The organism is Streptomyces sp. NPDC001508 (assembly GCF_040298665.1).
Taxonomy (GTDB): domain Bacteria; phylum Actinomycetota; class Actinomycetes; order Streptomycetales; family Streptomycetaceae; genus Streptomyces.
The window spans coordinates 128,800-149,894 of record NZ_JBEPAP010000010.1; the positions used below are offsets into that span (position 1 = coordinate 128,800).

Genomic DNA, 21,095 nt, shown 5'->3' on the forward strand with positions numbered 1-21,095 from the left:
ATCGTACCCGCGCGTCGGGCGGGTGCCGAAGGGTGTCGCACGGCCCGTTCGACGAGGTGGGAGCAGATGGGGCGCACACGGCACGGTGACCGAGGGTGATCGGATCGCCGCGTTGGGCGTCCGGAGAGCGGGACGCGGGCAGAACGAAGCCCCCGGTCACGGGGGAACAACCGGGGGCTTCGCGTCTGTGGGCGGCTCCGAGTGGCCGCACATTGAGAACGTAAGTCCTGTACGGCCCCCGGGTCAAGCGGAGTTGAAGCACTCGGAGAAGTTCTTGTGCAGGGGCCTTCACGGATTCAGCACACAGCGGATGGTCCATCACCGTGCGTCACGTTGGGTGTGGATCCGCGGGGCGCGGCGGGCCCCGGCAGCACCTCGTGCCCCTTCTGCGACTGGAGCACCAGCAGGTCGGCATGGGGGCGCGAGGGGTCTTCGGCGAAGTGCCGGCGCTCCGCCTCGACCCAGCGGGCCCAGAACTCCCGCTGCTCGCTCCCGTCCCGCCGGCGGCCACGGGTCCAGGAGTCCTCGCGCGCCAGCTCCATCCACAGCAGGCGGGCCAGATACGGCCGCAGCGCCCGGCGGCCGGCGCCGACGCCCTCGACGAGGACGACGGGCGCGGCCGGCAGCGCGCGGGGCGGCCCGAAAGCGCGGGCCCGCCAGTCGTAAGGCGCGTATGCCGCGCTCTCGCCCCGGGCCAGCGGCTCGATCACCTGGGTCAGCAGCCGCCCGGTCCAGTCGAACAGCTCGTCGTGGCTGGCGATGTCGTCCAGGCGCAGCACCGGCGCCCCGCCCAGCGCGGCGGCCAACGCCCCCGCGAACGTGGACTTTCCCGAGCCGGCGTGGCCGTCGATGCCGATCAGCCGGACCGGACCGCAGGACGGCGCGAGGCCGCGCAACCGGGCGGCGAGGTCGTGAATGACGGTTCCTCCGGGACGAGAGACGGTTCCTTGAGGGACGAGAGAGGAGGGAGGTGTTCCGCCGTCATCCTAGTGGCGCCGCCGGCGGGCCGTACCCTGCGGCCGTGCCAGTGGACGAGACCAATAATCATGGGCGTGGCATGGGCCGAAGAGCTGGCAGGGGCATGCCCCCTGATCCATAGTTGGCGCACAACCGCACGGCGATCGAGCCGACGGGCGCCACCGCCCGGGGTGGGACCGCCGTGGACCGGACCCGTCCCGACTCGGACACCTGGGGGTACTTCCGCCCATGAGCAGAGCCGAACAGCCGTCCCGCAGAACCGTCCTGGCCGCCGCGGTCGCCGCCGCGGCGACCGCCGGCGCGGTCGTCACCGGCACGGGGCCGGCGGGCGCCGCGACCGTTTTGGACGCCGACGAACCCGGCCCCGACCGACCCGTCGACAACCGCGCCTGGACCACGTACCGCGACTGGCGTTCCGGTGTCGCCGAGGGCGTCGTGGCCGTTCCGGGGGTCCGCCCCGGCGTGGTGATCGGCGTCCCCGCGGGCACCACCGAGTACACGGACCCGCACACCGGCACCACCGCCGCCTGGGAGTACGCCACCTGGACCTCCCCGGTCCATCTCCTCCGCGTCCCGGCCACCGAGGCCATCGCCTCCTGGAACGCGCGCACCCCGGACGGCACCTGGATCCAGATCGAGTTGAGCGGGACGTACTCCGACGGCACGGACACGCCCTGGTACGTGATGGGCCGCTGGGCGGCCGGGGACCAGGACATCAAACGGACCTCCGTGGACGGTCAGTCCGACGGCAAGAGCAGCATCTGGACGGACACCTTCGCCGTCGACGACGCCGCCACCGGCCTGCGTCTGGTGTCCTACCGGCTGCGGCTCACCCTCTTGCGCAGGCCCGGCTCGCAGCTGACCCCCACCGTCTGGCGGCTCGGCGCGATGGGCTCCGACATCCCCGACCGCTTCACCGTCCCGGCCGCCACGCCCCGCGTCGCCGAGGAGTTGATCGTCCCGCGCTACTCGCAGGAGGTGCACGCGGGCCAGTACCCGGAGTACGACAACGGCGGCGAGGCCTGGTGCAGTCCCACCTCCTCGCAGATGATCATCGAGTACTGGGGCGGCCGGCTCACCCCCGAGCAACTGTCCTGGGTCGACCCGAGCTACGCCGACCCGCAGGTGGACCACGCCGCCCGCCACACCTACGACCACCAGTACCGGGGCTGCGGCAACTGGCCGTTCAACGCCGCCTACGCGGCCACGTTCCGGGGGCTGCAGGGCGTGGTCACCCGGCTCGGCTCGCTCACCGACCTGGAGCGGCTGATCGCGGCCGGCATCCCGGCCATCACGTCCCAGTCGTTCCTCAAGACCGAGCTGACCGGGGCCGGGTACGGCACCTCCGGGCATCTGATGACCGTGATCGGCTTCACCGCCGAGGGCGATGTGATCGCCAACGACCCGGCCTCGCCGAGCAACGAGGCGGTGCGCCGCGTCTACCTCCGGCGGGAGTGGGAAAATATCTGGCTCAGGACGAAGCGGTACAACGCCGGTGGCGCGGTGGTCTCCGGCACCGGCGGCGTGTGCTACCTCTTCTTCCCGGTCCGTCCGACGCCGCGCCAGCGCAGGGCGCTCGCGGCGGTGGGCGTGCGCTGAGGCGGGCGGCACGGCCCCCGGGGAGCGGGGGCCGTGCGCCTGTGACCAACCTCTCCGCCGCACGGGCCGCGGGCGGTGGCATGGTGGACGGCACGGTGGGGGGAGTCCACCCAGCACAGCCGACCCCAGTGAGACGCCATGACCGCACACTCAGCCACCGCCCGCACCCGCACGGGCGGTCCCCGCGACGACGGCCCGAAGATCGTCGAACACGTCCTGGGCTGGACCCTGGTCGTGGTCGTGGCGATGCTCGTGACTCAGCTGGGGCTGCTGTGACGTTCTGACATACTGCGGATGTCCCGCAGCCTGTTGAGACCAGGGTCCGAATTGCCTATCGACCAACAGCCCGCCGTCGCCCGGCCGCAGGCGCGCGGCACCGAGCGCTCGCTGGCGCGTCGTGCCGAACTCATCGCCATCGGCCGGAAGTTGTTCGCAGACACTTCCTACGACGCGCTCTCCATGGACGACATCGCTCGGCAGGCACATGTCGCCAAGGGGCTGATCTACTACTACTTCCGGTCGAAGCGCGGCTACTACCTGGCGATCATCGAGGACTCCGTCGCCCATCTGGTCAGCTACGCCGCGAGCGGCCTGGAACTTCCGGCCGCGGACCGCGTGCACCGCACCATCGACAGCTATCTGCGCTACGCCGAGCACCACCAGGCGGCCTACCGCACCATCGTCAGCGGCGGCGTCGGCTTCGACGCCGAGGTGCACGCCATCCGGGACGGCGTGCGCGAGGCGATCGTCACGACCATCGCGCAGGGCGCGTACGGCCGCGGGGACATCGCGCCACTGGCCCGGGTGGGGCTGCTCGCCTGGGTGTGCAGCGTCGAGGGCGCCACCCTCGACTGGATCGCCCGCCCAGAACTGCCACGCGACACCATGCGTCAGTTGCTGGTGAAGACGCTCGGCGGGGCCCTGCGCGCCATCGAGGAACTGGACCCGTCCTATCCGGCGCCCCCGCCGGCCCGCCGCGACGGCTGACGCGGGACGCGAGCCCTCCGGCACCCGCCCCGCCCGGCCGCGCCCTAGTCGACGGCCTTGATCAGTTCGCCGTTCGAGGTGTCCCCGCTCAGCTCCCACAAGAAGGTGCCGCCCAGGCCCTGTTGGTTCTTGTACGTCATCTTCGAGGCGATGGTCGACGGGGTGTCGTAGCTCCACCAGTCGTTGCCGCACTTGGCGTACGCGGTGCCGCCCACCGTGCCGGTCGCCGGGCACTTGGTCTTGAGCACCTTGTAGTCGTCGATGCCCTGCTCATAGGTGCCCGCCGCCGGGCCGGTGGCCGTGCCGCCCGGGGCGTCCTGGGTGACGCCGGTCCAGCCGCGGCCGTAGAAGCCGATGCCGAGCAGCAGCTTGGCGGCCGGAATGCCGAGGCCGGTCAGCTTTGTGATGGTCGCCGAGGTGTGGAAGTCGGCCTTCGGGATGCCGGAGTAGGAGGTCAGCGGCGAGTGCGGGGCCGTCGGGCCGGTCGCGTCCCAGGCGCCGAAGAAGTCGTATGTCATCGGGTTGTACCAGTCGACGTACTGCGCGGCGCCCGCGTAGTCCGCCGCGTCGATCCTGCCGCCGCTCGTGGCGTCGGCGGTGATCGCCGCGGTCACCAGGCTGCCGGAGCCGAACTTCGCGCGCAGCGCCGCCATGAGGTTCCGGAAGGCGTCCCGGCCGCTGGTGTCGCAGGTGTTGCCACAGGCGTTCGGGTACTCCCAGTCGATGTCGATGCCGTCGAAGACGCCCGCCCACTTGGAGTTGTTCACCAGGTCATAGCAGGACTGGGCGAACGCGGCGGGGTCCTTCGCTGCCTCGCCGAAGCCGCCGGACCAGGTCCAGCCGCCGAAGGACCACAGGATCTTCAGGTTCGGGTGCTCCTTCTTCAGCTTGAGCAGCTGATTGAAGTTGCCGCGCAGTGGCTGGTCCCAGGTGTCCGCGACACCGTCCACGGACTCGGCGGCGGTGTAGGCGCGGTCCATCGCGGCGTAGGAGTCGCCCATCGCGCACTTGCCGCCGGTGACATTGCCGAAGGCGTAGTTGATGTGGGTCAGCTCGGCGGCCGAGCCGGAGGTCTCGATGTTCTTGACGTGGTACGTGCGGTCGTAGGTGCCCCATTCGGTGAAGTAGCCGACGACCTTGGAGCCGGCGGCGGTCGCGCTCGGCGCGGTGGGGGAGGCGGCCGTGGCGGTGCTCGCTGCGGCCGGCAGACCGGCGCCGAGGACGGCGCAACACGCGGCGGACAGCAGCACCCGCAGGGGACGGCGGGAACGGGGGGACAGGTGCATCGGTGTGTCTCCTCGTGGGGGAGAGGGGAACGCGTGCCGATTGGCATGAACGCGATCAAGCGTTGATGCGAGAGGTTAGGAGGACTAGACCACTCGGGTCAATGGTTCGGACCAATTTCGAGGGGGCCTGGGCCGCCGGGACGTTTCTTGAAGTAAGCGGTCGTTAACTGGTGACTGGAGGGTGCCGATCGGGCATACTCACAGCGCACAGCCGCTGGTCAGCCGCTTCCGCGACCCGGGAGCGCACACCTCGGCCGGAACCGGAGAAGACCAGGCGGCGCCGCCCCACCCAAGGCGCACGTCCGCCGATGCGCCCGACACAGGGAGGAGACCGTCGACATGTCCGACCACGCCCCTCAGCCGGTGGAGCGTCAGCTGGCCACGGACGAGGCCAGGGACCTGATCGCGCTCGTCCGCGAGATGGCGCACCGCGAGATCGCCCCGCGGGCGGCCGAGGAAGAGGACGCCGGACGCTTCCCGCGTGAGGTCTTCACCCTGCTCTCCGAGTCCGGACTGCTCGGCCTGCCCTACGACGCGGAGCACGGCGGCGGTGATCAGCCGTACGAGGTCTATCTCCAGGTCCTGGAGGAACTGGCAGCGGCCCGGCTCACCGTCGGCCTCGGAGTCAGCGTGCACACCCTGGCCTCCTTCGCGCTCGCCGCCCACGGCACCAAGGAGCAGCGGGCCGAGCATCTGCCCGCCATGCTCGGCGGCGGGCTGCTCGGTGCCTACTGCCTCTCCGAGCCGTCCTCCGGCTCGGACGCCGCCTCGCTGCGTACCAAGGCGGTGCGCGGCGCGGACGGCGACTGGGTGATCACCGGCACGAAGGCCTGGATCACGCACGGCGGTATCGCCGACTTCTACACGGTGATGGCCCGCACCGGCGAGGACGGCCCGCGCGGGATCACCGCCTTCCTGGTGCCCGGCGACGCCGAGGGCCTGAGCGCGGCGGCGCCGGAGAAGAAGATGGGCCTGAAGGGCTCGCCCACCGCGCAGGTCCACTTCGACGGCGTGCGGGTGCCCGACGAACGGCGCATCGGCGAGGAGGGCCAGGGCTTCGGCATCGCGCTGTCCGCGCTCGACTCGGGGCGACTCGGCATCGCGGCCTGCGCGATCGGCCTCGCCCAGGCGGCGCTCGACGAGGCCGTCGGCTACGCCACCGGCCGCCGGCAGTTCGGGCGGCCGATCTCCGACTTCCAGGGCCTGCGCTTCCTGCTCGCCGACATGGCCACCCAGATCGAGGCGGGCCGGGCGCTGTACCTGACCGCCGCCCGGCTGCGCGACGCGGGGCGCCCGTTCGCCAAGCAGGCGGCCATGGCCAAGCTGCACTGCACCGACACCGCGATGCGGGTGACCACCGACGCCGTCCAGGTCCTCGGCGGGTACGGCTACACCGCCGACTTCCCGGTGGAGCGCTATATGCGCGAGGCCAAGGTCCTGCAGATCGTCGAGGGCACCAACCAGATCCAGCGGATGGTCATCGCCCGCCACCTCACGGGGCCGGAGACTCACTGATCCGGCCCGGGGCGCCCGGCAGGGCCGCCAGCCGCACCCACTCCGGGTCGTCGCGGCCCGGCAGGGTGCGGCCCCGGTCGGCCCAGGCGCGCAGCAGATCGCGGTAGATGGGCGGGTCCTGGGGCTGGGGCGGGAGAACCGATTCCGCGGTCCGGTGGACGGTTCGGTGGACGAAGAGCCGGCGCGGCCGGCCGGCTGTCGATTGCGTGCGGGACATGCCTGGGCAACGCCGCCGCGGCCACCCGGGTCACCGGGCGCCGCATTCGACCGTGAGTTCAACCGCGTCGCCCGCGGCCCGCCCCTCTCGCCAGAACCTGACGCAGGGTCGACCTCGGTCCCGGGGGCGCAGTCCACGCCCGGCGACCGCCCCGCACCCCTCGGCCACCACCCGCGCGCCGGGGCGCCCGTCCCTGCCCACCCGCCGGCGGTTCGCGCTGCCGGTGACGGGCACTGCGCGCGGCGGGGCGTCCCTGCCCTACGTGCTCACCGCGCCGGATCGCTCGACAGAACCACCCCGCTCACCGCCGATCAGGGCCCGGCTCGACCGGCCGGGCCGTGGCCGCGCTGGGCCGCCGAACCGTGCTCATGGGAGAACGCGCGCATCGGAAACGTCGTCCACGATCTTCGGGGAAGCCGCCGTGCCTGCGGGGCCTGGCGCATCGATCCTGCACCACGACGGCCTGTGCGCCCTGGTTCGGGGCGGTTGTCCGGACCGGGCGAGGCGGCTCAGGCGGCGGCCTGGTCGCGCATCGTCGGCACGCGCATCGGGCGCGAGCCCGGGCCGCCGGCGTGCGAGAAGGGCTGCGTGCGCCAGTTCAGACCCTGGGGCAGCGTGAGCAGCAGGGCGGTGTCCTGCTCCTGGGGTGCGAACGACTCGTCCGCGGAGCGGGCCTCGGCGGCCGAACGGCCGGTGCCCGCGCACACCGTGAGACCGAACGGGTTCCACGGCGAGGCGCACAGCGCGTGCTCCGGCAGCACGTCCTCGTCCGCCAGCAGGGCGATGGGCTGTGCACAGTCCGGGCAGATCACCCGGTACATCTCGAAGGTGTCGTAGGCGTCGAGTTCGTCGCTGTCGTAGGCGTCGGATTCGACGCCCTCCGGCTGCGGCTCGATCGCCGGCTGCTGCCGCTTGGACGCGGTACGACCAGGGCGCTTAAGACTCTGCATGGGATTCTCCCCCTCGGGCTGGGCCGTGAAGGCGCTGCGGCCTCGACCACAGCAAGCACTTCCCGTCCGCTCTCGGCGGTAATCACGAGACCATCACGGACCCCGCCCGGTGGGTGTGGCGTTCGTCACATGCCGTGCGCAGGTGCCCGGTGCGGCGCATTTGTCCCTCCGTGAACCCCCGCTCGACCCCCCGCGACATCACAAACCGGCTATGACCTGGGTTGCCCGGGTATCCGGGCAGATCAAGCGCACTGTAGGTTTTGGCGCCATGGAGGAGCTGGACCGTCAGATCGTGCAGCTGCTCGTCAAGGACGGGCGGATGAGCTACACCGACCTGGGCAAGGCCACGGGTCTGTCCACGTCGGCCGTGCACCAGAGGGTGCGCCGGCTGGAACACCGCGGTGTCATCCGCGGCTACGCAGCGGTTGTCGACCCCGAGGCCGTCGGGCTGCCCATGACCGCCTTCATCTCTGTGAAACCGTTCGACCCGAGCGCGCCCGACGACATCGCGGACCGCCTCGCCGGCGTCCCCGAGATCGAGGCATGCCACAGCGTCGCCGGCGACGAGAACTACATCCTCAAGGTGCGCGTGGCCACACCGCACGAACTGGAGGAACTGCTGGCCCGGCTGCGCACGCTGGCGGGCGTGTCCACCCGTACGACGGTGGTGCTGTCCACGCCCTACGAGGCCCGCCCGCCGAGGATCTGACCCGCCCCGCCCTCCGGGTCCGGGGCGCGTCGCGGTCGCCGTATCCGCGTCGGTGCGGCCCGGTGTCGTCCTGCGGGGAGGTCTGGGTGCCGAGGATCTGGACCGTCTCGCTCCCCGAGCCCGGCGCGCGCTCGGTCGCCGCGCTCCCGCTTGCGCCGTCCTGCGAGGCCCGCCCGCCGAGGACTTGAACCGCTCTGCTTCCTGAGCCGGGGGCAGGTCGCGGTGGCTGCGTTCCGGCCGGTGTCGTTCTGCGGGGTCTGGCTGCGGTGGATCTGGACCGTCTCGCTTCCTGAGCCGGGGGCAGGTCGCGGTGGCCGTGTTCCGGCCGGTGTCGTCCTGCGGGGTCTGGCTGCGGTGGATCTGGACTGTCTTGCTTCCTGAGCCGGGGGCAGGTCGCGGTGGCCGTGTTCCGGCCGGTGTCGTTCTGCGGGGTCTGGCTGCGGTGGATCTGGACCGTCTCGCTTCCTGAGCCGGGGGCAGGTCGCGGTGGCCGCGTTCCCGCCGGTGTCGTCCTGCGGGGCCCGCCCGCCGAGGATCTGACCCGCCCCGCCCTCCGGGTGCGGGGCGCGTTCGCGGTCGCCGCCGCTCTCGTCGGCGCGTGTCGGCGGCGCCCCGGGTGCCGTCGAGGCGGTGGTGCGCGAGAGACTGTCGGGCATGAACGAGCGCCCCGCCGACCCGAAAACCGTTCTCCTGCGCCGCGGAGAAGTGCACAGCCCCGCCGACCCCTTCGCGACCGCCATGGTGGTGGAACGCGGCCAGGTCGCCTGGGTCGGTTCCGAGGGCGCCGCCGACGCCTTCGCGGACGGCGTCGACGAGGTGGTCGACCTGGACGGCGCCCTGGTCACCCCGGCCTTCACCGACGCCCATGTGCACACCACCGCCACCGGCCTCGCCCTCACCGGCCTCGACCTGTCCACCGCCGGCACCCGCGAGGCCGCGCTGGACCTCGTACGGGACTTCGCCGCCGCCCGCCCCGGCGACCGGGTACTGCTCGGGCACGGCTGGGACGCCGCGCGCTGGCCCGGCGGCCGGCCACCGACCCGCGCGGAACTGGACGCGGCCACCGGCGGACGCCCGCTGTACCTGTCCCGCATCGACGTCCACTCGGCCGTCGTGACCACCGCGCTGCTCGACCTCCTGCCCGACGCGGTCATGCGCGAGGACGCGCCGCTGACCGGCGACGACCATCACGCCGTGCGGGCCGCCGCGTTCGCGGCCGTGACCCCCGCCCAGCGGGCCGAGGCCCAACGGGCCGCCCTCGCGCGCGCCGCCTCCCTCGGTATCGGCACCCTCCACGAGTGCGGCGGCCCGCGGATCTCCTCCGAGGACGACTTCACTGACCTGCTGCGGCTCGCCGCGCACGAGCCCGGCCCGCGTGTCGTCGGCTACTGGGCCGAACAGGCCGACGAGGGCGTCGCGAAGGCCCGGGAACTCGGCGCGCTCGGCGCCGCCGGCGACCTGTTCGTGGACGGTGCCCTCGGCTCCCACACCGCCTGTCTGCACCAGCCCTACGCCGACGCCGACCACACCGGCGTCGCCTACCTCGACGCCGCCGCGGTCACCGCCCATGTGATCGCCTGCACCGAGGCGGAACTCCAGGCGGGCTTCCACGCCATCGGGGACGCCGCGGTGACGGCCGTAGTCGAGGGCGTGCGGGCCGCCGCCGACAAGGTCGGCCTCACCCGGGTCCGCGCCGCCCGGCACCGGGTGGAACACGCCGAACTGCTCACCCCGCAGACCATCGCCGCCTTCGCCGAACTGGGTCTGACCGCCTCCGTCCAGCCCGCCTTCGACGCCCTGTGGGGCGGCGAGGACGGCATGTACGCGCGGCGGCTCGGCCCGCAGCGGGCCCGTGCCCTCAACCCGTTCGCGGCCCTGCTGCGCGCGGGCGTCCCGCTCGCCCTCGGCTCCGACAGCCCCGTCACGCCCCTCGACCCCTGGGGCACGGTCCGCGCGGCGGCCTTCCACCGCACGCCCGAGCACCGGATCTCCGTGCGCGCCGCGTTCACCGCGCACACGCGCGGCGGCTGGCGGGCCGTCGGCCGGGACGACGCGGGCGTCCTGGTGCCCGGGGCGCCCGCCGACTACGCGGTGTGGCGCACCGACCGGCTCGTCGTCCAGGCCCCCGACGACCGCGTCGCGCGCTGGTCGACCGACCCCCGCTCGGGCACCCCCGGCCTGCCCGATCTGACCCCCGGCCGTGACCTGCCGGTCTGTCTGCGCACCGTGGTAGGCGGCCGGACCGTGTTCGTACGCCCGGGCGAGTGATCTGTGGGGGTGGCGTGCCGACGCCGCCGCCCGCCCCTGCGTCGCGCGACCTGCGCATCCTCCGTACCGCCCCCGAGCGGGCCGGGATCGGCGCAGGTCGGACGGCTGTTGACAGGCTGCGGCCGAGGGCCGGTAGGTTCGGCCGAGTCCACCACCGGACGCCCGACCGGGGAGCTTCCGCGCACGCGTCGCAGCGCCGCTGGGTCAGGGACGGTGTGCCGCACCGGGGCACCGTCGCTGGGAACCAGGCTCAGCGCCCACGCCGACGAGGGAACGTTCCGGCCGGTCGGGGAGGTGCGACCCGGGTGGGGCCCGGACGCTCAGTAGACAACGGCTTTCGGTCGACCCGCAGCCAGCGGGTTCCAGGTCGGCCCGAAGGGCGCCGGGCCCCCATCCGCAGCGGGACACCCGCACGGAGCGCACGCTCTTACCCCGTTCTTGGGGAATCGACACCGCCATACGAACGAGGCGTCACGTCACCGCAGGCGGCGGCCACTATGGTGGACGCCTGCGTACGACATGAAGGGGCAGCAGTGAACGACGGCGACGGGACCCCAGCGGCACGGGCCGGGGCGAGGCAGTTCGGCCCGCTCGGTACGGCCTTGGTGATCATCCCGACCTATGACGAGGCGGAGAACATCAAGGCGATCGTCGGCCGGGTACGCACAGCCGTCCCCGAGGCGCATGTGCTGGTGGCGGACGACAACAGCCCCGACGGCACGGGCAAGCTCGCCGACGAACTCGCCGCGCAGGACGGCCATGTCCAGGTGCTGCACCGCAAGGGCAAGGAGGGCCTGGGCGCCGCCTACCTCGCGGGCTTCCGCTGGGGCCTGGAGCACGGCTACGGCGTGCTCGTCGAGATGGACGCCGACGGCTCCCACCAGCCCGAGGAACTGCCCCGTCTGCTGACCGCGCTCAAGGGCGCCGACCTGGTGCTCGGCTCCCGCTGGGTGCCCGGCGGCCGGGTGGTGAACTGGCCCAGGAGCCGGGAGTTCATCTCCCGCGGCGGCAGCCTCTACTCGCGACTCGCCCTCGACCTGCCCCTGCGCGACATCACCGGCGGCTACCGCGCCTTCCGCCGCGAGACCCTGGAGGGCCTCGGTCTTGGCGAGGTCGCCTCCCAGGGCTACTGCTTCCAGGTCGACCTCGCCCGCCGCGCCGTCAAAGCGGGCTTCCATGTCGTCGAGGTGCCCATCACCTTCGTCGAACGGGAACTGGGCGACTCCAAGATGAGCCGCGACATCCTCGTGGAGGCGCTGTGGCGGGTCACCGCGTGGGGCGTGGGCGAGCGGGTCGGCAAGATCGCGGGCAAGGGCAAGCCGCCCGAGGAGCGTTGATCGCCCCCCTTATCCCGCACTGAGCCGGACCCAGGCACACTGGGAACATGACGACTGGCGCTCCGCCCCCTGCGCACCCCGCCCGGCCCCGGCGCTCCCGGGCGCGCCGGTATCTTCCGCTGGGCATCGCCGCCTGGCTGGTGCTGGAGGTCTGGCTGCTGACCCAGGTCGCCGGCGCGGCGGGCGGCCTCACGGTGTTCCTGCTTCTGGCGGCCGGCCTCGTGGCCGGCTCGGTGGTCATCAAGCGGGCGGGCCGTCGCGCCTTCCGGAGTCTGAACGAGGCGGTGCAGCGCGGTGTCCCCCCGGAGCGCGGCGGCGGCAACGGCCTGATGATGCTCGGTGGGCTGCTCCTGATGATCCCGGGCCTGATCTCGGACGCGGCCGGCCTGCTGTTGCTGATCCCGCCGGTGCAGAAGGCCGTGAGCCGGTATGCGGAGCGGGCCTTCGAGCGCAGGCTCTCCCGGGCGGCCCCCGGCTCCCTCGGCGACGCCTTCCAGCAGGTCCGCATGCACCGCCCGGACGGCAAGGTGGTCCAGGGTGAGGTCATCAGGGAGGACGCGGACGGGCCGGGTGACGCGACGCGCGAGCCGCGCCCGCCCCTGACCCGCTGAGGGCGGTACGGCCCGCGCCGCACCCGCGGTCACGCGCCGCACCCACGGTCACGCATAGGCCGCACCCGGGGTCACGCACAAAGGGTCACGCACAACCGCGGGCGCCGTACGTATCGATCACGTACGGCGCCCGCGGTGATGTGCGTTGTGGTGTCCCGCCGCCCGCTAGGCGGACTTGCGGCTGTCCCGGGGATGAACCGCGATGTTCATCGCCCCGGAGCGCAGTACTGCCAGGCGCTCCTCAAGGACCTCTTCCAACTCCTCACGGGTGCGCCGCTCCATCAGCATGTCCCAGTGCGTGCGCGCCGGCTTGGCCTTCTTCTCCTCCGGGCCGTCGCCGTCCACCAGGAGCGCCTGGGCACCGCAGACCTTGCACTCCCACTCCGGCGGGATCTCCGCCTCGACCGAGAAGGGCATCTCGAAGCGGTGCCCCTTCTCGCATGCGTACTCCACGGCCTGGCGCGGAGCCAGGTCGATGCCGCGGTCCGTCTCGTAGCTGGTCACCACGAGGCGCGTACCGCGAAGAGCTCGCTCACTCATGAATCGTGCCTCCCGGGCTTGTCGCCCACAGGACAGGTGTCGCTGTCGTCGTCATCCGGTCAACGTCCGGTCGGCGGTAAAGATTCCCGTTCCGAGTCCCGTTCCGGGTCATGCGTCGCCGTCGTAGCCGCCCCTTGTTGTACCCACCGGCGCCCGGTTTGTCACATCTGCTAGCAGATGTCACCCGGCGTCTCAGCAGCTTTGACGCGCAGTAACGGTACGCCAGGCAGGCCAAACGCGTACACTACCGCCCTTTCGCCTCGGGCGCTAAATCCAGGCTAAATCTTCTCGGGGACGGGATTGCCCGCCGCGCTGATCGCCCGCCGTACCGGCACCCGCGCGAGCAGGACGAACCCGATGACGAAGAAGGCCACCAGCGAGATGATCGCCGAACGGTAGCTGCCCGTCAGCTGATAGGTGAGACCGAACAGCAGCGGACCGAGCCAGCTCATGCCGCGGTCGCTCACCTCGTAGGCCGCGAAGTACTCGGCCTCCTTGCCCGGCGGTACGAGGTGCGAGAACAGCGAACGGGACAGCGCCTGGCTGCCGCCGAGCACCAGCCCGATCCCGGCGGCCAGCACGAAGAACCCCACCGGCACCCCGGCGGGCAGGAAGTACCCGGCCGCCAGCGTGAGCGTCCAGGCGACCAGCGACCCGAGGATCGTGCGCTGCGCGCCGTAGACCCTGGCCAGCCGCCCCATCGCCAGCGCCCCCGCGACGGCCAGCACCTGCACCAGGAGCACCGCCACGATGAGGGTGGACTGGCCGAGCCCCAGTTCCTCGGAGCCGTAGACCGATGCCTGCGAGATCACCGTCTGGATGCCGTCGTTGTAGACGAGGTACGCCAGCAGGAAGGCCAGCGTCAGCGGGTGCCGGCGCATGTCGCGGACGGTCGCCGCCAACTGCCGCAGCCCCGGGGCCGCGACCGGGGCGGTCGTGGACCGGCGGTCCCGCAGCCGGCGCAGCGGCACCAGCGCGAAGGCACCCCACCACAGGCCGGCCGAGGCCAGGCAGATCCGCACCGCGGCCGTCTCGGAGAGACCGAAGGAGTCGTGCGCCGAGTAGAGGACCAGGTCGACGACCAGCACCAGGGCGCCGGCCGCGTAACCGAAGGCCCAGCCGCGCGAGGAGACCGCGTCGCGCTCCTCGGGCGGGGCGATCTGCGGCAGATAGGAGTTGTAGAGCATCATCGCCACGGACTGCGCGGCGTTCGCGACGACCAGCAGCACCCCGCCGAGCAGATAGCGGTCCCCGTCCAGGAAGAACAGGCCCGTCGTCGCCCCGGCCCCTGTGTACGCGGCCACCCCCAGCAGATGCTTCTTGCGGCCGGTCCGGTCGGCCAGGCCGCCCACCAGGGGCATGACCACGACCGCGAGGACCACGGACAGGGACACCGAATAGGCGAAGAAGGACCCGGCCCGCACGGGTATCCCGAGCGGGTGCACAAAGCCGTCGGCGTCCGCGGCCGACTTCGCGACCGATGTCACATACGGGCCGAGGAACACGGTGAGCACGCTCGTCGAATAGACCGAGCAGGCCCAGTCGTAGAAGTACCAGCCGCGCTGCTCGCGCCGCCTTTCGGCGACGTCGTCCGCCCCCGCCCGCACGGTCTGAATGCCCACCCGTGCCCTCGCCTTTCCGCTGAAGGTGCCGCCCGAAGCGCCGTGCGCGATCCACCGGGACCCGGGTTCAGACCCAGACGCCCCGGTCCTGCATGACGTTGCGCAGCGTGTCGATGTGATCGGTCATGATGCCATCGACTCCGAGGTCGAGGAGCCGGTGCATCCGATCCGGTTCGTTGATCGTCCAGACGTGCACCTGCAGCCCGTGCGCGTGGGCGACGCGGACGAAGCGATGGTCGACCACGGGGACGCCCGACTGGGACTCCGGGACCTGGGCGGCGACCGCGGACCTGCGCACGGCCGCGGGCAGCCCCCAGGAGCGCAACCGAAGGCCGAGCACGCCCCGGGTGCCGAACGAGGTGGCGAGCCGCGGCCCGGCGAGCCGCTGGGCGCGCAGCACCCGCGCCTCGGAGAAGGAGCCGGCGCAGACCCGCTCCCAGGAGCCCGTGCGCTCGACCAAGTCGAGGAACGGCCGCAGCGTCGGCTCCGTCTTGAGGTCGACGTTCCAGCGCACCTCGGGGAACGTCTCCAGCAACTCCTCGAAGAGCGGCACCGGCTCTTTGCCCGCCACCCGCGCCTGCCGCACCGTCGACCACGGCAGGTCGGCGATCCGGCCCGCTCCGTCGGTGACCCGGTCGAGGGTGTCGTCGTGGAAGGCGACGAGCCGCCCGTCCGCCGTGAGGTGCACATCGGTCTCGATGTACCGGTAGCCGAGGCCGACCGCGCGCCGGAACTGCGCCACGGTGTTCTCCAGGCCGTCGGCGGCGCCGCCCCGGTGGGCGAACGGGATCGGGCCGGGATGGTCGAGGTAAGGGTGGCGTGTCGGCGTGCTCACGGACGCAGTATCACCCGTTCCGGTGACCCGGTGGCAACGGCCGTGCTGCCGCGGGATGCCGACGGGACGGCGAATACCCGCAGGAAGAGCTGCGCCAGCGGGCCGATGGACACGGCGTACAGCACGGTGCCCACACCGATCGTGCCGCCGAGCGTGAAGCCGGTGACGACCACGGCGACCTCGACCGCCGTGCGCATCAGCCGGATCGAGCGGCCGGTGCGCCGGTGCAGCCCCGTCATCAGGCCGTCCCTCGGGCCCGGTCCGAAACGCGCCGCTATGTAGAGGCCGGTCGCCACGCCGTTGAGCACGACACCCGCGACCAGCAGCGGAATCCGCGCGGCGAACGCGTGCGCGTCGGGGACGAGGGCGAGCGTGCCGTCCATGGCGAGTCCGACGACGAAGACGTTGGAGACCGTGCCGAGGCCCGGCCGCTGGCGCAGCGGGATCCACAGCAGCAGCACCGTGGCGCCCACGGCGATCGACACCACGCCGATGGTCAGCCCGGTGAGCCGGGCGAGGCCCTGGTGCAGCACGCCCCAGGGCTCAAGTCCCAGTCCCGCCTCGACGACGAGCGCAGAACTCGCGCCGTACAGCGCGAGCCCGGCGTACAGCTGGATCAACCGTCGCCCGAGACGGTCCTGAGTGGACAAGAGGCACCCCCTGGTGGTGTCGGTGGCCTGACTCATGACACTCTGTGGTTGGGGAAGACACATCATCCAGGGCCAATTCGAGGAAGGTGGACCGATCACCATGGCGCAGTGGACCTCGGCGGTGGGGGCCGCGCAACTCGCCCGGCTGCTCACCTCACAGCAGGACCGCCCGGCCGGGCCCGGCACCCGCCGTCCGCCCGCCTACCGGGCGCTCGCCGACGGCATCCGGCTGCTGGTCCTGGAGGGAAGGGTGCCGGTGGCCGCGCGGCTGCCCGCCGAACGCGAACTCGCGCTGGCACTGTCCGTGAGCCGTACCACGGTCGCCGCCGCCTACGAGGCGCTGCGCACCGAGGGTTTCCTGGAGTCCCGGCGCGGAGCGGGCAGCTGGACCGCCGTACCGGCCGGGAACCCGCTGCCCGCGCGCGGGCTCGAACCGCTCCCGCCCGAGGCGCTGGGCTCGATGATCGACCTCGGCTGTGCGGCCCTGCCCGCGCCGGAGCCCTGGCTCACCCGTGCCGTCCAGGGCGCTCTGGAGGAGCTGCCCCCGTACGCCCACACCCACGGCGACTACCCGGCCGGGCTCCCGGCCCTGCGCGCGATGATCGCCGAGCGTTACACCGCGCGCGGGATCGCGACCATGCCCGAGCAGATCATGGTCACGACCGGTGCGATGGGCGCGATCGACGCCATCTGCCACCTCTTCGGAGGGCGTGGCGAGCGCATCGCGGTGGAGTCGCCGTCGTACGCCAACATCCTCCAGCTGATGCGGGAGGCGGGTGCCCGGCTGGTCCCCGTCGCGATGGCCGAGGGGCTCTTGGGCTGGGACCTGGACCGCTGGCGTCAGGTGCTGCGCGAGGCGGCGCCCCGGCTCGCCTATGTCGTCGCCGACTTCCACAACCCGACCGGCGCGCTCGCCGACGACGACCAGCGGCGCCGGCTGGTGGACGCGGCCCGCTCCGCGGGCACCGTGCTCGTCGCCGACGAGACGATGAGCGAGCTGTGGCTGGACGAGGACCTCGACCGTGCCACGATGCCGCGGCCGGTCTGCGGCTTCGACCCGGCCGGCTCGACGGTGATCACGGTCGGCTCGGCCAGCAAGGCCTTCTGGGCGGGGATGCGCATCGGCTGGGTGCGCGCCGCCCCCGATGTGATCCGCAGCCTGGTCGCGGCCCGCGCGTACGCCGACCTCGGCACCCCCGTGCTGGAGCAGCTGGCCGTGAACTGGCTGTTCAGCACGGGTGGTTGGGAGCAGGCGGTGGAACTGCGCCGGGGCCAGGCCCGGGAGAACCGGGACGCCCTGGTGGCGGCGGTACGGCGGGAGCTGCCGGGCTGGGAGTTCGCGGTGCCCCGCGGCGGACTCACGCTGTGGGTGCGCGCGGGCGGCCTGTCGGGTTCGCGGCTCGCTGAGGTGGGGGAGCGGGTCGGAGTCCGGGTACCCTCGGGCCCCCGCTTCGGCGTCGACGGCGCCTTCGAGGGCTATGTGCGACTGCCGTTCACGGTCGGTGGCGCGGTGGCGGACGAGGCGGCGACCCGCCTGGCGGCAGCGGCCCACCTGGTCGCAACGGGCGCGACCACGGGGACGGAGGCACCGCGGACGTTTGTCGCTTAACGGCGACTGGCCGTCCCGGCCGGGGACTCGCCGACCGCGGTCCGGTCGGCAGACGCGGCACCGGGGGCGAGGGGCCTCCACGTCCGCATGGCGCTGCGGTTCGCCTGGCGGAGGCGGAGGCGGAGGCGGCGGCGGAGGCGGTGGCGGCGGTCGCGGGAAGGGCGTCGTGGGACGTGGCCGGTGCCGGACGGACGCGGCCAGCGTGGATGGGGTGGTCCGTCTGGCCCGGTGCCGGTGCCGGTGCCGGTGCTGTTGCTGTTGCTGTTGCCGGTGTCGGTACGGGTGCCGGTGCGGCGGGGCGGTTCGCGGTCGCTCAGGTGGCGCTCTCCGCGACGACGGCGTCCGCCGCGACGGCCTTCGCGAGGGACGTCTTCGCGGGCACCGTCTCCACCTGGACCGTCTCCACCTGGACCGTCTCCACCTGGACCGTCTCCACCTGGGCCGTCTCCGCCGGGACCTGCTCCGTCCGGGCCTTCTCCGTCTCGGCCCTGTCCACCGGCACCTTCTCGGTCGGGACTTTCTCCGTCGGGGCCGCCATCACGGAGACCGCGTCCACCGGGACCGTCTTCAACGGAACTGCTTCTGCCGAGAACGTCTTCACCGGGACCACTTCCACCGCGAACGTCCGCACCGGAACCGCCTCCACCGGTGCGGTCTTCGCCGGGGCCGTTTCCGCCCGGACCGTTTCCGCCGGGGTCGTTTCCACCCGGGCCAGCTTCGCTGGGGCCGTTTCCGCCGGGGCCGGCTCCGTCGGCGTCGCCGTCGTCGGTGGCTGCGGTTCGGCCGGTTCCGCGCTCGCGGGTGTGGCGTGTGCGGGGAGCAGTGCCAGCACCGCCTGTCGGTCGGCCTCGCGCGTGGCGTCGTCGTACGGGTCCGGCGTCGCGGGGACCTGCAGCCGGAGCACGGGGCCGTCGCCCAGCCGGGCGTAACCGCGCCCCGGCGGCACCTGGGCCGGCGCCGTCGTGTGCGGCGGCACACCGAGGACCGCCGCCGACTGCTCCGGCGTCACGGGCCCGAGCACGACACGCGCGCGCGTGTGCTGGCGTACCGCGTCGCCGAGGACGTCCGCGTTGTCGAAGCCCTCCGCGACGACCACCGTCACCTGGGCCGCGCGCCCGTGCCGCAGCGGCACCTGGAGCAGGGACTGCGGGTCCCTGCGGCCCTCCGTCGCGGCCAGGTGGGTGAGGGCGCCCGGCCGGTCCAGCAGGATCCACAGCGGCCGCCTGGTGTCGTCCGGCGGCGGATGCCCGGCCTGCCGGGCCCGGTTGGCCGCGATGAGCCGCCGCTCCGTCTCGTGGGCGGCCCACTCCAGGCTGGCCAGCGCCCCGGTGAGCCCGCACTCCACGCCCAGGACACCGGCCCGGCCGGTCAGGCAGGCGTACTCGCCGGTGCCGCCGCCCTCGACGATCAGCACATCGCCGTACCGGAGCGCCTGGAGGGCGACGGACCGCAGCAGCGTCGAGGTTCCGCTGCCCGGCCGGCCCATCACCAGCAGATGCGGCTCGGTCGAGCGGATCCCGGTGCGCCACACCACCGGCGGGACGTCGCGCTGCTCGCCGCCGTAGCCGAGCGGGAGCGTGCGCTGCACCTCGGACGCGTCGGTGAAACCGAGCACCGTCTCGCCCGGCGCGGAGACGAAGCGCTGGGCGGCGATGTCGGTGGGCAGCGGCGCGAGGACGCCGACCGTGAGCTGATTGGCCTCCTCGTCCCATGCGAAGTGGTACTCGCGGCCACGTCCGGCCTTGGCGGCGAGCAGCTGCTCGATCCGGGCGCGGGCCACGGCCTCGCCGTCGGGGAAGTAGGCCGGGTAGCGGATCACCAGATGAGCCACGCGCCCCGCCTCGTCGAAGTCGTGCTGGAGGAAGGCATTCTGCCAGTCCCCGCCGTGGTCGAAGAGCGGCGCCGGGTCCTCGGGGACCGAGAAGTAGGGCACCAGGCACTCGTACAGCGACTGCAGGCGCTGCGTCTGGGACTCGTCGGGGCCCTCGGGTGCGGCCGGGGCGCGGTCCCGGCCGTGCCAGGCCGCCGCCGCCATCAGCGCGATGGCGGCCAGCAGCGGTCCGTACGGGGCGAGCGCCACGACCAGGACCACCGAGGCCGCCAGAAAAAACAGCGGCCCGCGCTTGTCCTTGGGTGTGTCCGCCCACTTGCGCCGTCCGGCCGCGACCAGCCGGCCCAGCCCGCGCGAGACGGTGATCAGCGGGTGGAGGACGTCGGTGGCGCTGTCGGCCGCCGTCCGGGCCAGCTCCCGGCTCCTGGCGATCTGCGCGCTGCCGGTGCTCAGAATGCGGGGGAGGGGGCGCCGGGCCACTGCCTTCTCCTGACGGTGCGTGCGGGCGGGACGGTCGGCGTCAGAACTTGATACCACCGAGGAGGCTCGCCAGACTCTCGCCGCCCGCCTTGATACTCGGGGCGATGGCCGTGCTGGCGAGGTAGAAGCCGAACAGGGACGAGACCACGGCGTGCGACGCCTTGAGGCCGTCCTTGCGGAAGAAGAGGAAGACGATGATGCCGAGCAGGACGACGCCTGACATGGAGAGAATCATTTGCGGTCTCCTGGTGTCGAGGGGGGACAGTCACCGTGAGTACTTCCAGCATCACAGCATGCATCTATACGATAAAAGGTGCAAACGGGTGAAATGGCGGCGATTTCCCCCAGGTGGCGGAGCCGTCCTGGCCCGGCGGGGCAGGACTCACCCGGTCGGCGGATGTGGCCCCCGTGGCCCCTGGGACTCGCGATGATCTTTACCTCGGGCGCGTCCGGCCATGTGCCCCGTCAGCCAGTACGCTGGCGATTCACCCGTACGGCCGCGGTCCCCCGCTGCCGTAGGCTCGGTCAGTTCCCGAAAGTCCCGAAGTGCAGGAGAGGCGGTCCGGCGATGAGTGAAGCCCCCGACCCCGACGTCGTGGAGCTGGCGACCAAGATCTTCGATCTGGCCCGGCAGGGGCGGACCGAGGCGCTGGTGGCGTACCTGGACGCGGGTGTGCCGGCCAACCTCACCAACGACCGCGGCGACACGCTCGTGATGCTCGCCGCCTACCACGGCCACGCCGAAGCGGTGCGCGCCCTGCTCGCCCGCGGCGCCGACGTGGACCGGGCCAACGACCGGGGCCAGACCCCGCTCGCCGGCGCCGTCTTCAAGGACGAGACGGAAGTGATCCAAGTCCTTCTGGACGGCGGTGCCGATCCCGCCGCGGGTACTCCGTCGGCCGTCGACACCGCCCGGATGTTCGGCAGGACGGAACTCCTTGAATTGTTCGGCGCACAGTGATCCGAACATTCTGACCAGGCACGACACGGAAAACGGGGGAGGCGGTAAAGGGCCGCCGGAAATACGGTCGCGGCAGGAGAAACCCGCGAGTCATTATGACGTCGTGATTC

At 72.6% G+C, this 21,095-nt stretch carries 20 protein-coding genes; 10 read left to right on the forward strand and 10 right to left on the reverse strand.

Annotation, left to right across the window (positions count from 1 at the left end; all coding sequences use genetic code 11):
- Positions 1 to 296: 296 nt before the first annotated feature.
- Entirely contained in the window at positions 297 to 896 is a 600-nt protein-coding gene (locus ABT245_RS12720) for a uridine kinase family protein (RefSeq protein ID WP_502982114.1), read from the reverse strand.
- A 310-nt stretch (positions 897 to 1,206) separates the two neighbouring features.
- Here ABT245_RS12720 and ABT245_RS12725 point away from each other — a divergent pair, with 310 nt between their 5' ends.
- The 3 genes from ABT245_RS12725 to ABT245_RS12735 all read left to right on the forward strand — a co-directional run bounded on the left by ABT245_RS12725 (position 1,207) and on the right by ABT245_RS12735 (position 3,564).
- Positions 1,207 to 2,577, forward strand: coding sequence for a C39 family peptidase (locus ABT245_RS12725; RefSeq protein WP_351732400.1), 1,371 nt, complete (start codon positions 1,207 to 1,209; stop codon positions 2,575 to 2,577).
- A gap of 138 nt (positions 2,578 to 2,715) precedes the next feature.
- Positions 2,716 to 2,853: an SCO1431 family membrane protein gene (locus tag ABT245_RS12730; protein ID WP_351732403.1), complete on the forward strand. Its 138-nt coding sequence runs from the start codon at positions 2,716 to 2,718 to the stop codon at positions 2,851 to 2,853.
- Between the two features lie 51 nt (positions 2,854 to 2,904).
- Positions 2,905 to 3,564: a TetR/AcrR family transcriptional regulator gene (locus ABT245_RS12735; protein ID WP_351732406.1), complete on the forward strand. Its 660-nt coding sequence runs from the start codon at positions 2,905 to 2,907 to the stop codon at positions 3,562 to 3,564.
- A 44-nt stretch (positions 3,565 to 3,608) separates the two neighbouring features.
- On the opposite strand, the gene ABT245_RS12740 is transcribed toward ABT245_RS12735, so the two are convergent.
- Positions 3,609 to 4,850 (reverse strand): glycoside hydrolase family 18 protein, encoded by a 1,242-nt coding sequence (locus ABT245_RS12740; RefSeq protein ID WP_351732408.1) that lies wholly within the window; start codon positions 4,848 to 4,850, stop codon positions 3,609 to 3,611.
- A 339-nt stretch (positions 4,851 to 5,189) separates the two neighbouring features.
- Here ABT245_RS12740 and ABT245_RS12745 point away from each other — a divergent pair, with 339 nt between their 5' ends.
- Complete coding sequence (locus tag ABT245_RS12745; RefSeq protein ID WP_351732411.1) at positions 5,190 to 6,365, forward strand: acyl-CoA dehydrogenase family protein; 1,176 nt, start codon at positions 5,190 to 5,192, stop codon at positions 6,363 to 6,365.
- On the opposite strand, the gene ABT245_RS12750 is transcribed toward ABT245_RS12745, so the two are convergent.
- Positions 6,343 to 6,582, reverse strand: coding sequence for a hypothetical protein (locus ABT245_RS12750; protein WP_351732413.1), 240 nt, complete (start codon positions 6,580 to 6,582; stop codon positions 6,343 to 6,345). The two genes, ABT245_RS12745 and ABT245_RS12750, sit on opposite strands and share 23 nt — an antisense overlap.
- A 509-nt stretch (positions 6,583 to 7,091) precedes the next feature.
- The gene (locus tag ABT245_RS12755; RefSeq protein ID WP_351732416.1) at positions 7,092 to 7,532 is read right to left on the reverse strand and encodes a hypothetical protein; all 441 of its coding nucleotides are present in this window, start codon (positions 7,530 to 7,532) and stop codon (positions 7,092 to 7,094) included.
- A 268-nt stretch (positions 7,533 to 7,800) separates the two neighbouring features.
- On the opposite strand from ABT245_RS12755, the gene ABT245_RS12760 reads away from it, so the two are divergent.
- The 4 genes from ABT245_RS12760 to fxsA all read left to right on the forward strand — a co-directional run bounded on the left by ABT245_RS12760 (position 7,801) and on the right by fxsA (position 12,457).
- Positions 7,801 to 8,241 carry an Lrp/AsnC family transcriptional regulator gene (locus ABT245_RS12760; protein ID WP_351732526.1) on the forward strand — a complete coding sequence of 147 codons (441 nt, stop codon included), beginning with the start codon at positions 7,801 to 7,803 and terminating at the stop codon, positions 8,239 to 8,241.
- A gap of 654 nt (positions 8,242 to 8,895) precedes the next feature.
- Positions 8,896 to 10,509, forward strand: coding sequence for an amidohydrolase (locus tag ABT245_RS12765; RefSeq protein WP_351732419.1), 1,614 nt, complete (start codon positions 8,896 to 8,898; stop codon positions 10,507 to 10,509).
- A gap of 533 nt (positions 10,510 to 11,042) precedes the next feature.
- Positions 11,043 to 11,846, forward strand: a complete 804-nt coding sequence (locus ABT245_RS12770) for a polyprenol monophosphomannose synthase (protein ID WP_351732421.1) — start codon at positions 11,043 to 11,045, stop codon at positions 11,844 to 11,846.
- Between the two features lie 47 nt (positions 11,847 to 11,893).
- On the forward strand, positions 11,894 to 12,457 hold the full coding sequence (fxsA, locus tag ABT245_RS12775; RefSeq protein ID WP_351732423.1) for an FxsA family membrane protein: 564 nt from the start codon (positions 11,894 to 11,896) through the stop codon (positions 12,455 to 12,457).
- Between the two features lie 165 nt (positions 12,458 to 12,622).
- Here the strand turns inward: fxsA and ABT245_RS12780 are convergent, their stop codons facing one another.
- The 4 genes from ABT245_RS12780 to yczE form a co-directional block, all read right to left on the reverse strand.
- Complete coding sequence (locus tag ABT245_RS12780) at positions 12,623 to 12,997, reverse strand: RNA polymerase-binding protein RbpA (RefSeq protein WP_003977404.1); 375 nt, start codon at positions 12,995 to 12,997, stop codon at positions 12,623 to 12,625.
- Between the two features lie 278 nt (positions 12,998 to 13,275).
- The gene (locus tag ABT245_RS12785; RefSeq protein ID WP_351732426.1) at positions 13,276 to 14,619 is read right to left on the reverse strand and encodes an MFS transporter; all 1,344 of its coding nucleotides are present in this window, start codon (positions 14,617 to 14,619) and stop codon (positions 13,276 to 13,278) included.
- 67 nt (positions 14,620 to 14,686) lie between these two features.
- Entirely contained in the window at positions 14,687 to 15,454 is a 768-nt protein-coding gene (locus tag ABT245_RS12790) for a glycerophosphodiester phosphodiesterase family protein (RefSeq protein WP_351732428.1), read from the reverse strand.
- A complete protein-coding gene (gene yczE / locus ABT245_RS12795) occupies positions 15,451 to 16,140 on the reverse strand; it encodes a membrane protein YczE (RefSeq protein WP_351732430.1) in 690 nt (229 codons plus the stop codon). Before yczE ends, ABT245_RS12790 begins: the two co-directional genes overlap by 4 nt.
- Positions 16,141 to 16,204: 64 nt before the next feature.
- Between yczE and ABT245_RS12800 the strand changes: the two genes are divergently transcribed.
- On the forward strand, positions 16,205 to 17,713 hold the full coding sequence (locus tag ABT245_RS12800) for an SCO1417 family PLP biosynthesis transcription factor (RefSeq protein WP_351732432.1): 1,509 nt from the start codon (positions 16,205 to 16,207) through the stop codon (positions 17,711 to 17,713).
- A gap of 313 nt (positions 17,714 to 18,026) precedes the next feature.
- Here ABT245_RS12800 and ABT245_RS12805 read toward each other — a convergent pair whose 3' ends face one another.
- Both ABT245_RS12805 and ABT245_RS12810 read right to left on the reverse strand, forming a co-directional pair.
- Positions 18,027 to 20,024 carry a hypothetical protein gene (locus ABT245_RS12805; RefSeq protein WP_351732434.1) on the reverse strand — a complete coding sequence of 666 codons (1,998 nt, stop codon included), beginning with the start codon at positions 20,022 to 20,024 and terminating at the stop codon, positions 18,027 to 18,029.
- Positions 20,025 to 20,064: 40 nt separating this feature from the next.
- Positions 20,065 to 20,259, reverse strand: coding sequence for a hypothetical protein (locus tag ABT245_RS12810; RefSeq protein WP_121888451.1), 195 nt, complete (start codon positions 20,257 to 20,259; stop codon positions 20,065 to 20,067).
- A 333-nt stretch (positions 20,260 to 20,592) separates the two neighbouring features.
- Here ABT245_RS12810 and ABT245_RS12815 point away from each other — a divergent pair, with 333 nt between their 5' ends.
- Positions 20,593 to 20,985, forward strand: a complete 393-nt coding sequence (locus tag ABT245_RS12815) for an ankyrin repeat domain-containing protein (RefSeq protein WP_351732437.1) — start codon at positions 20,593 to 20,595, stop codon at positions 20,983 to 20,985.
- Positions 20,986 to 21,095: the final 110 nt, after the last annotated feature.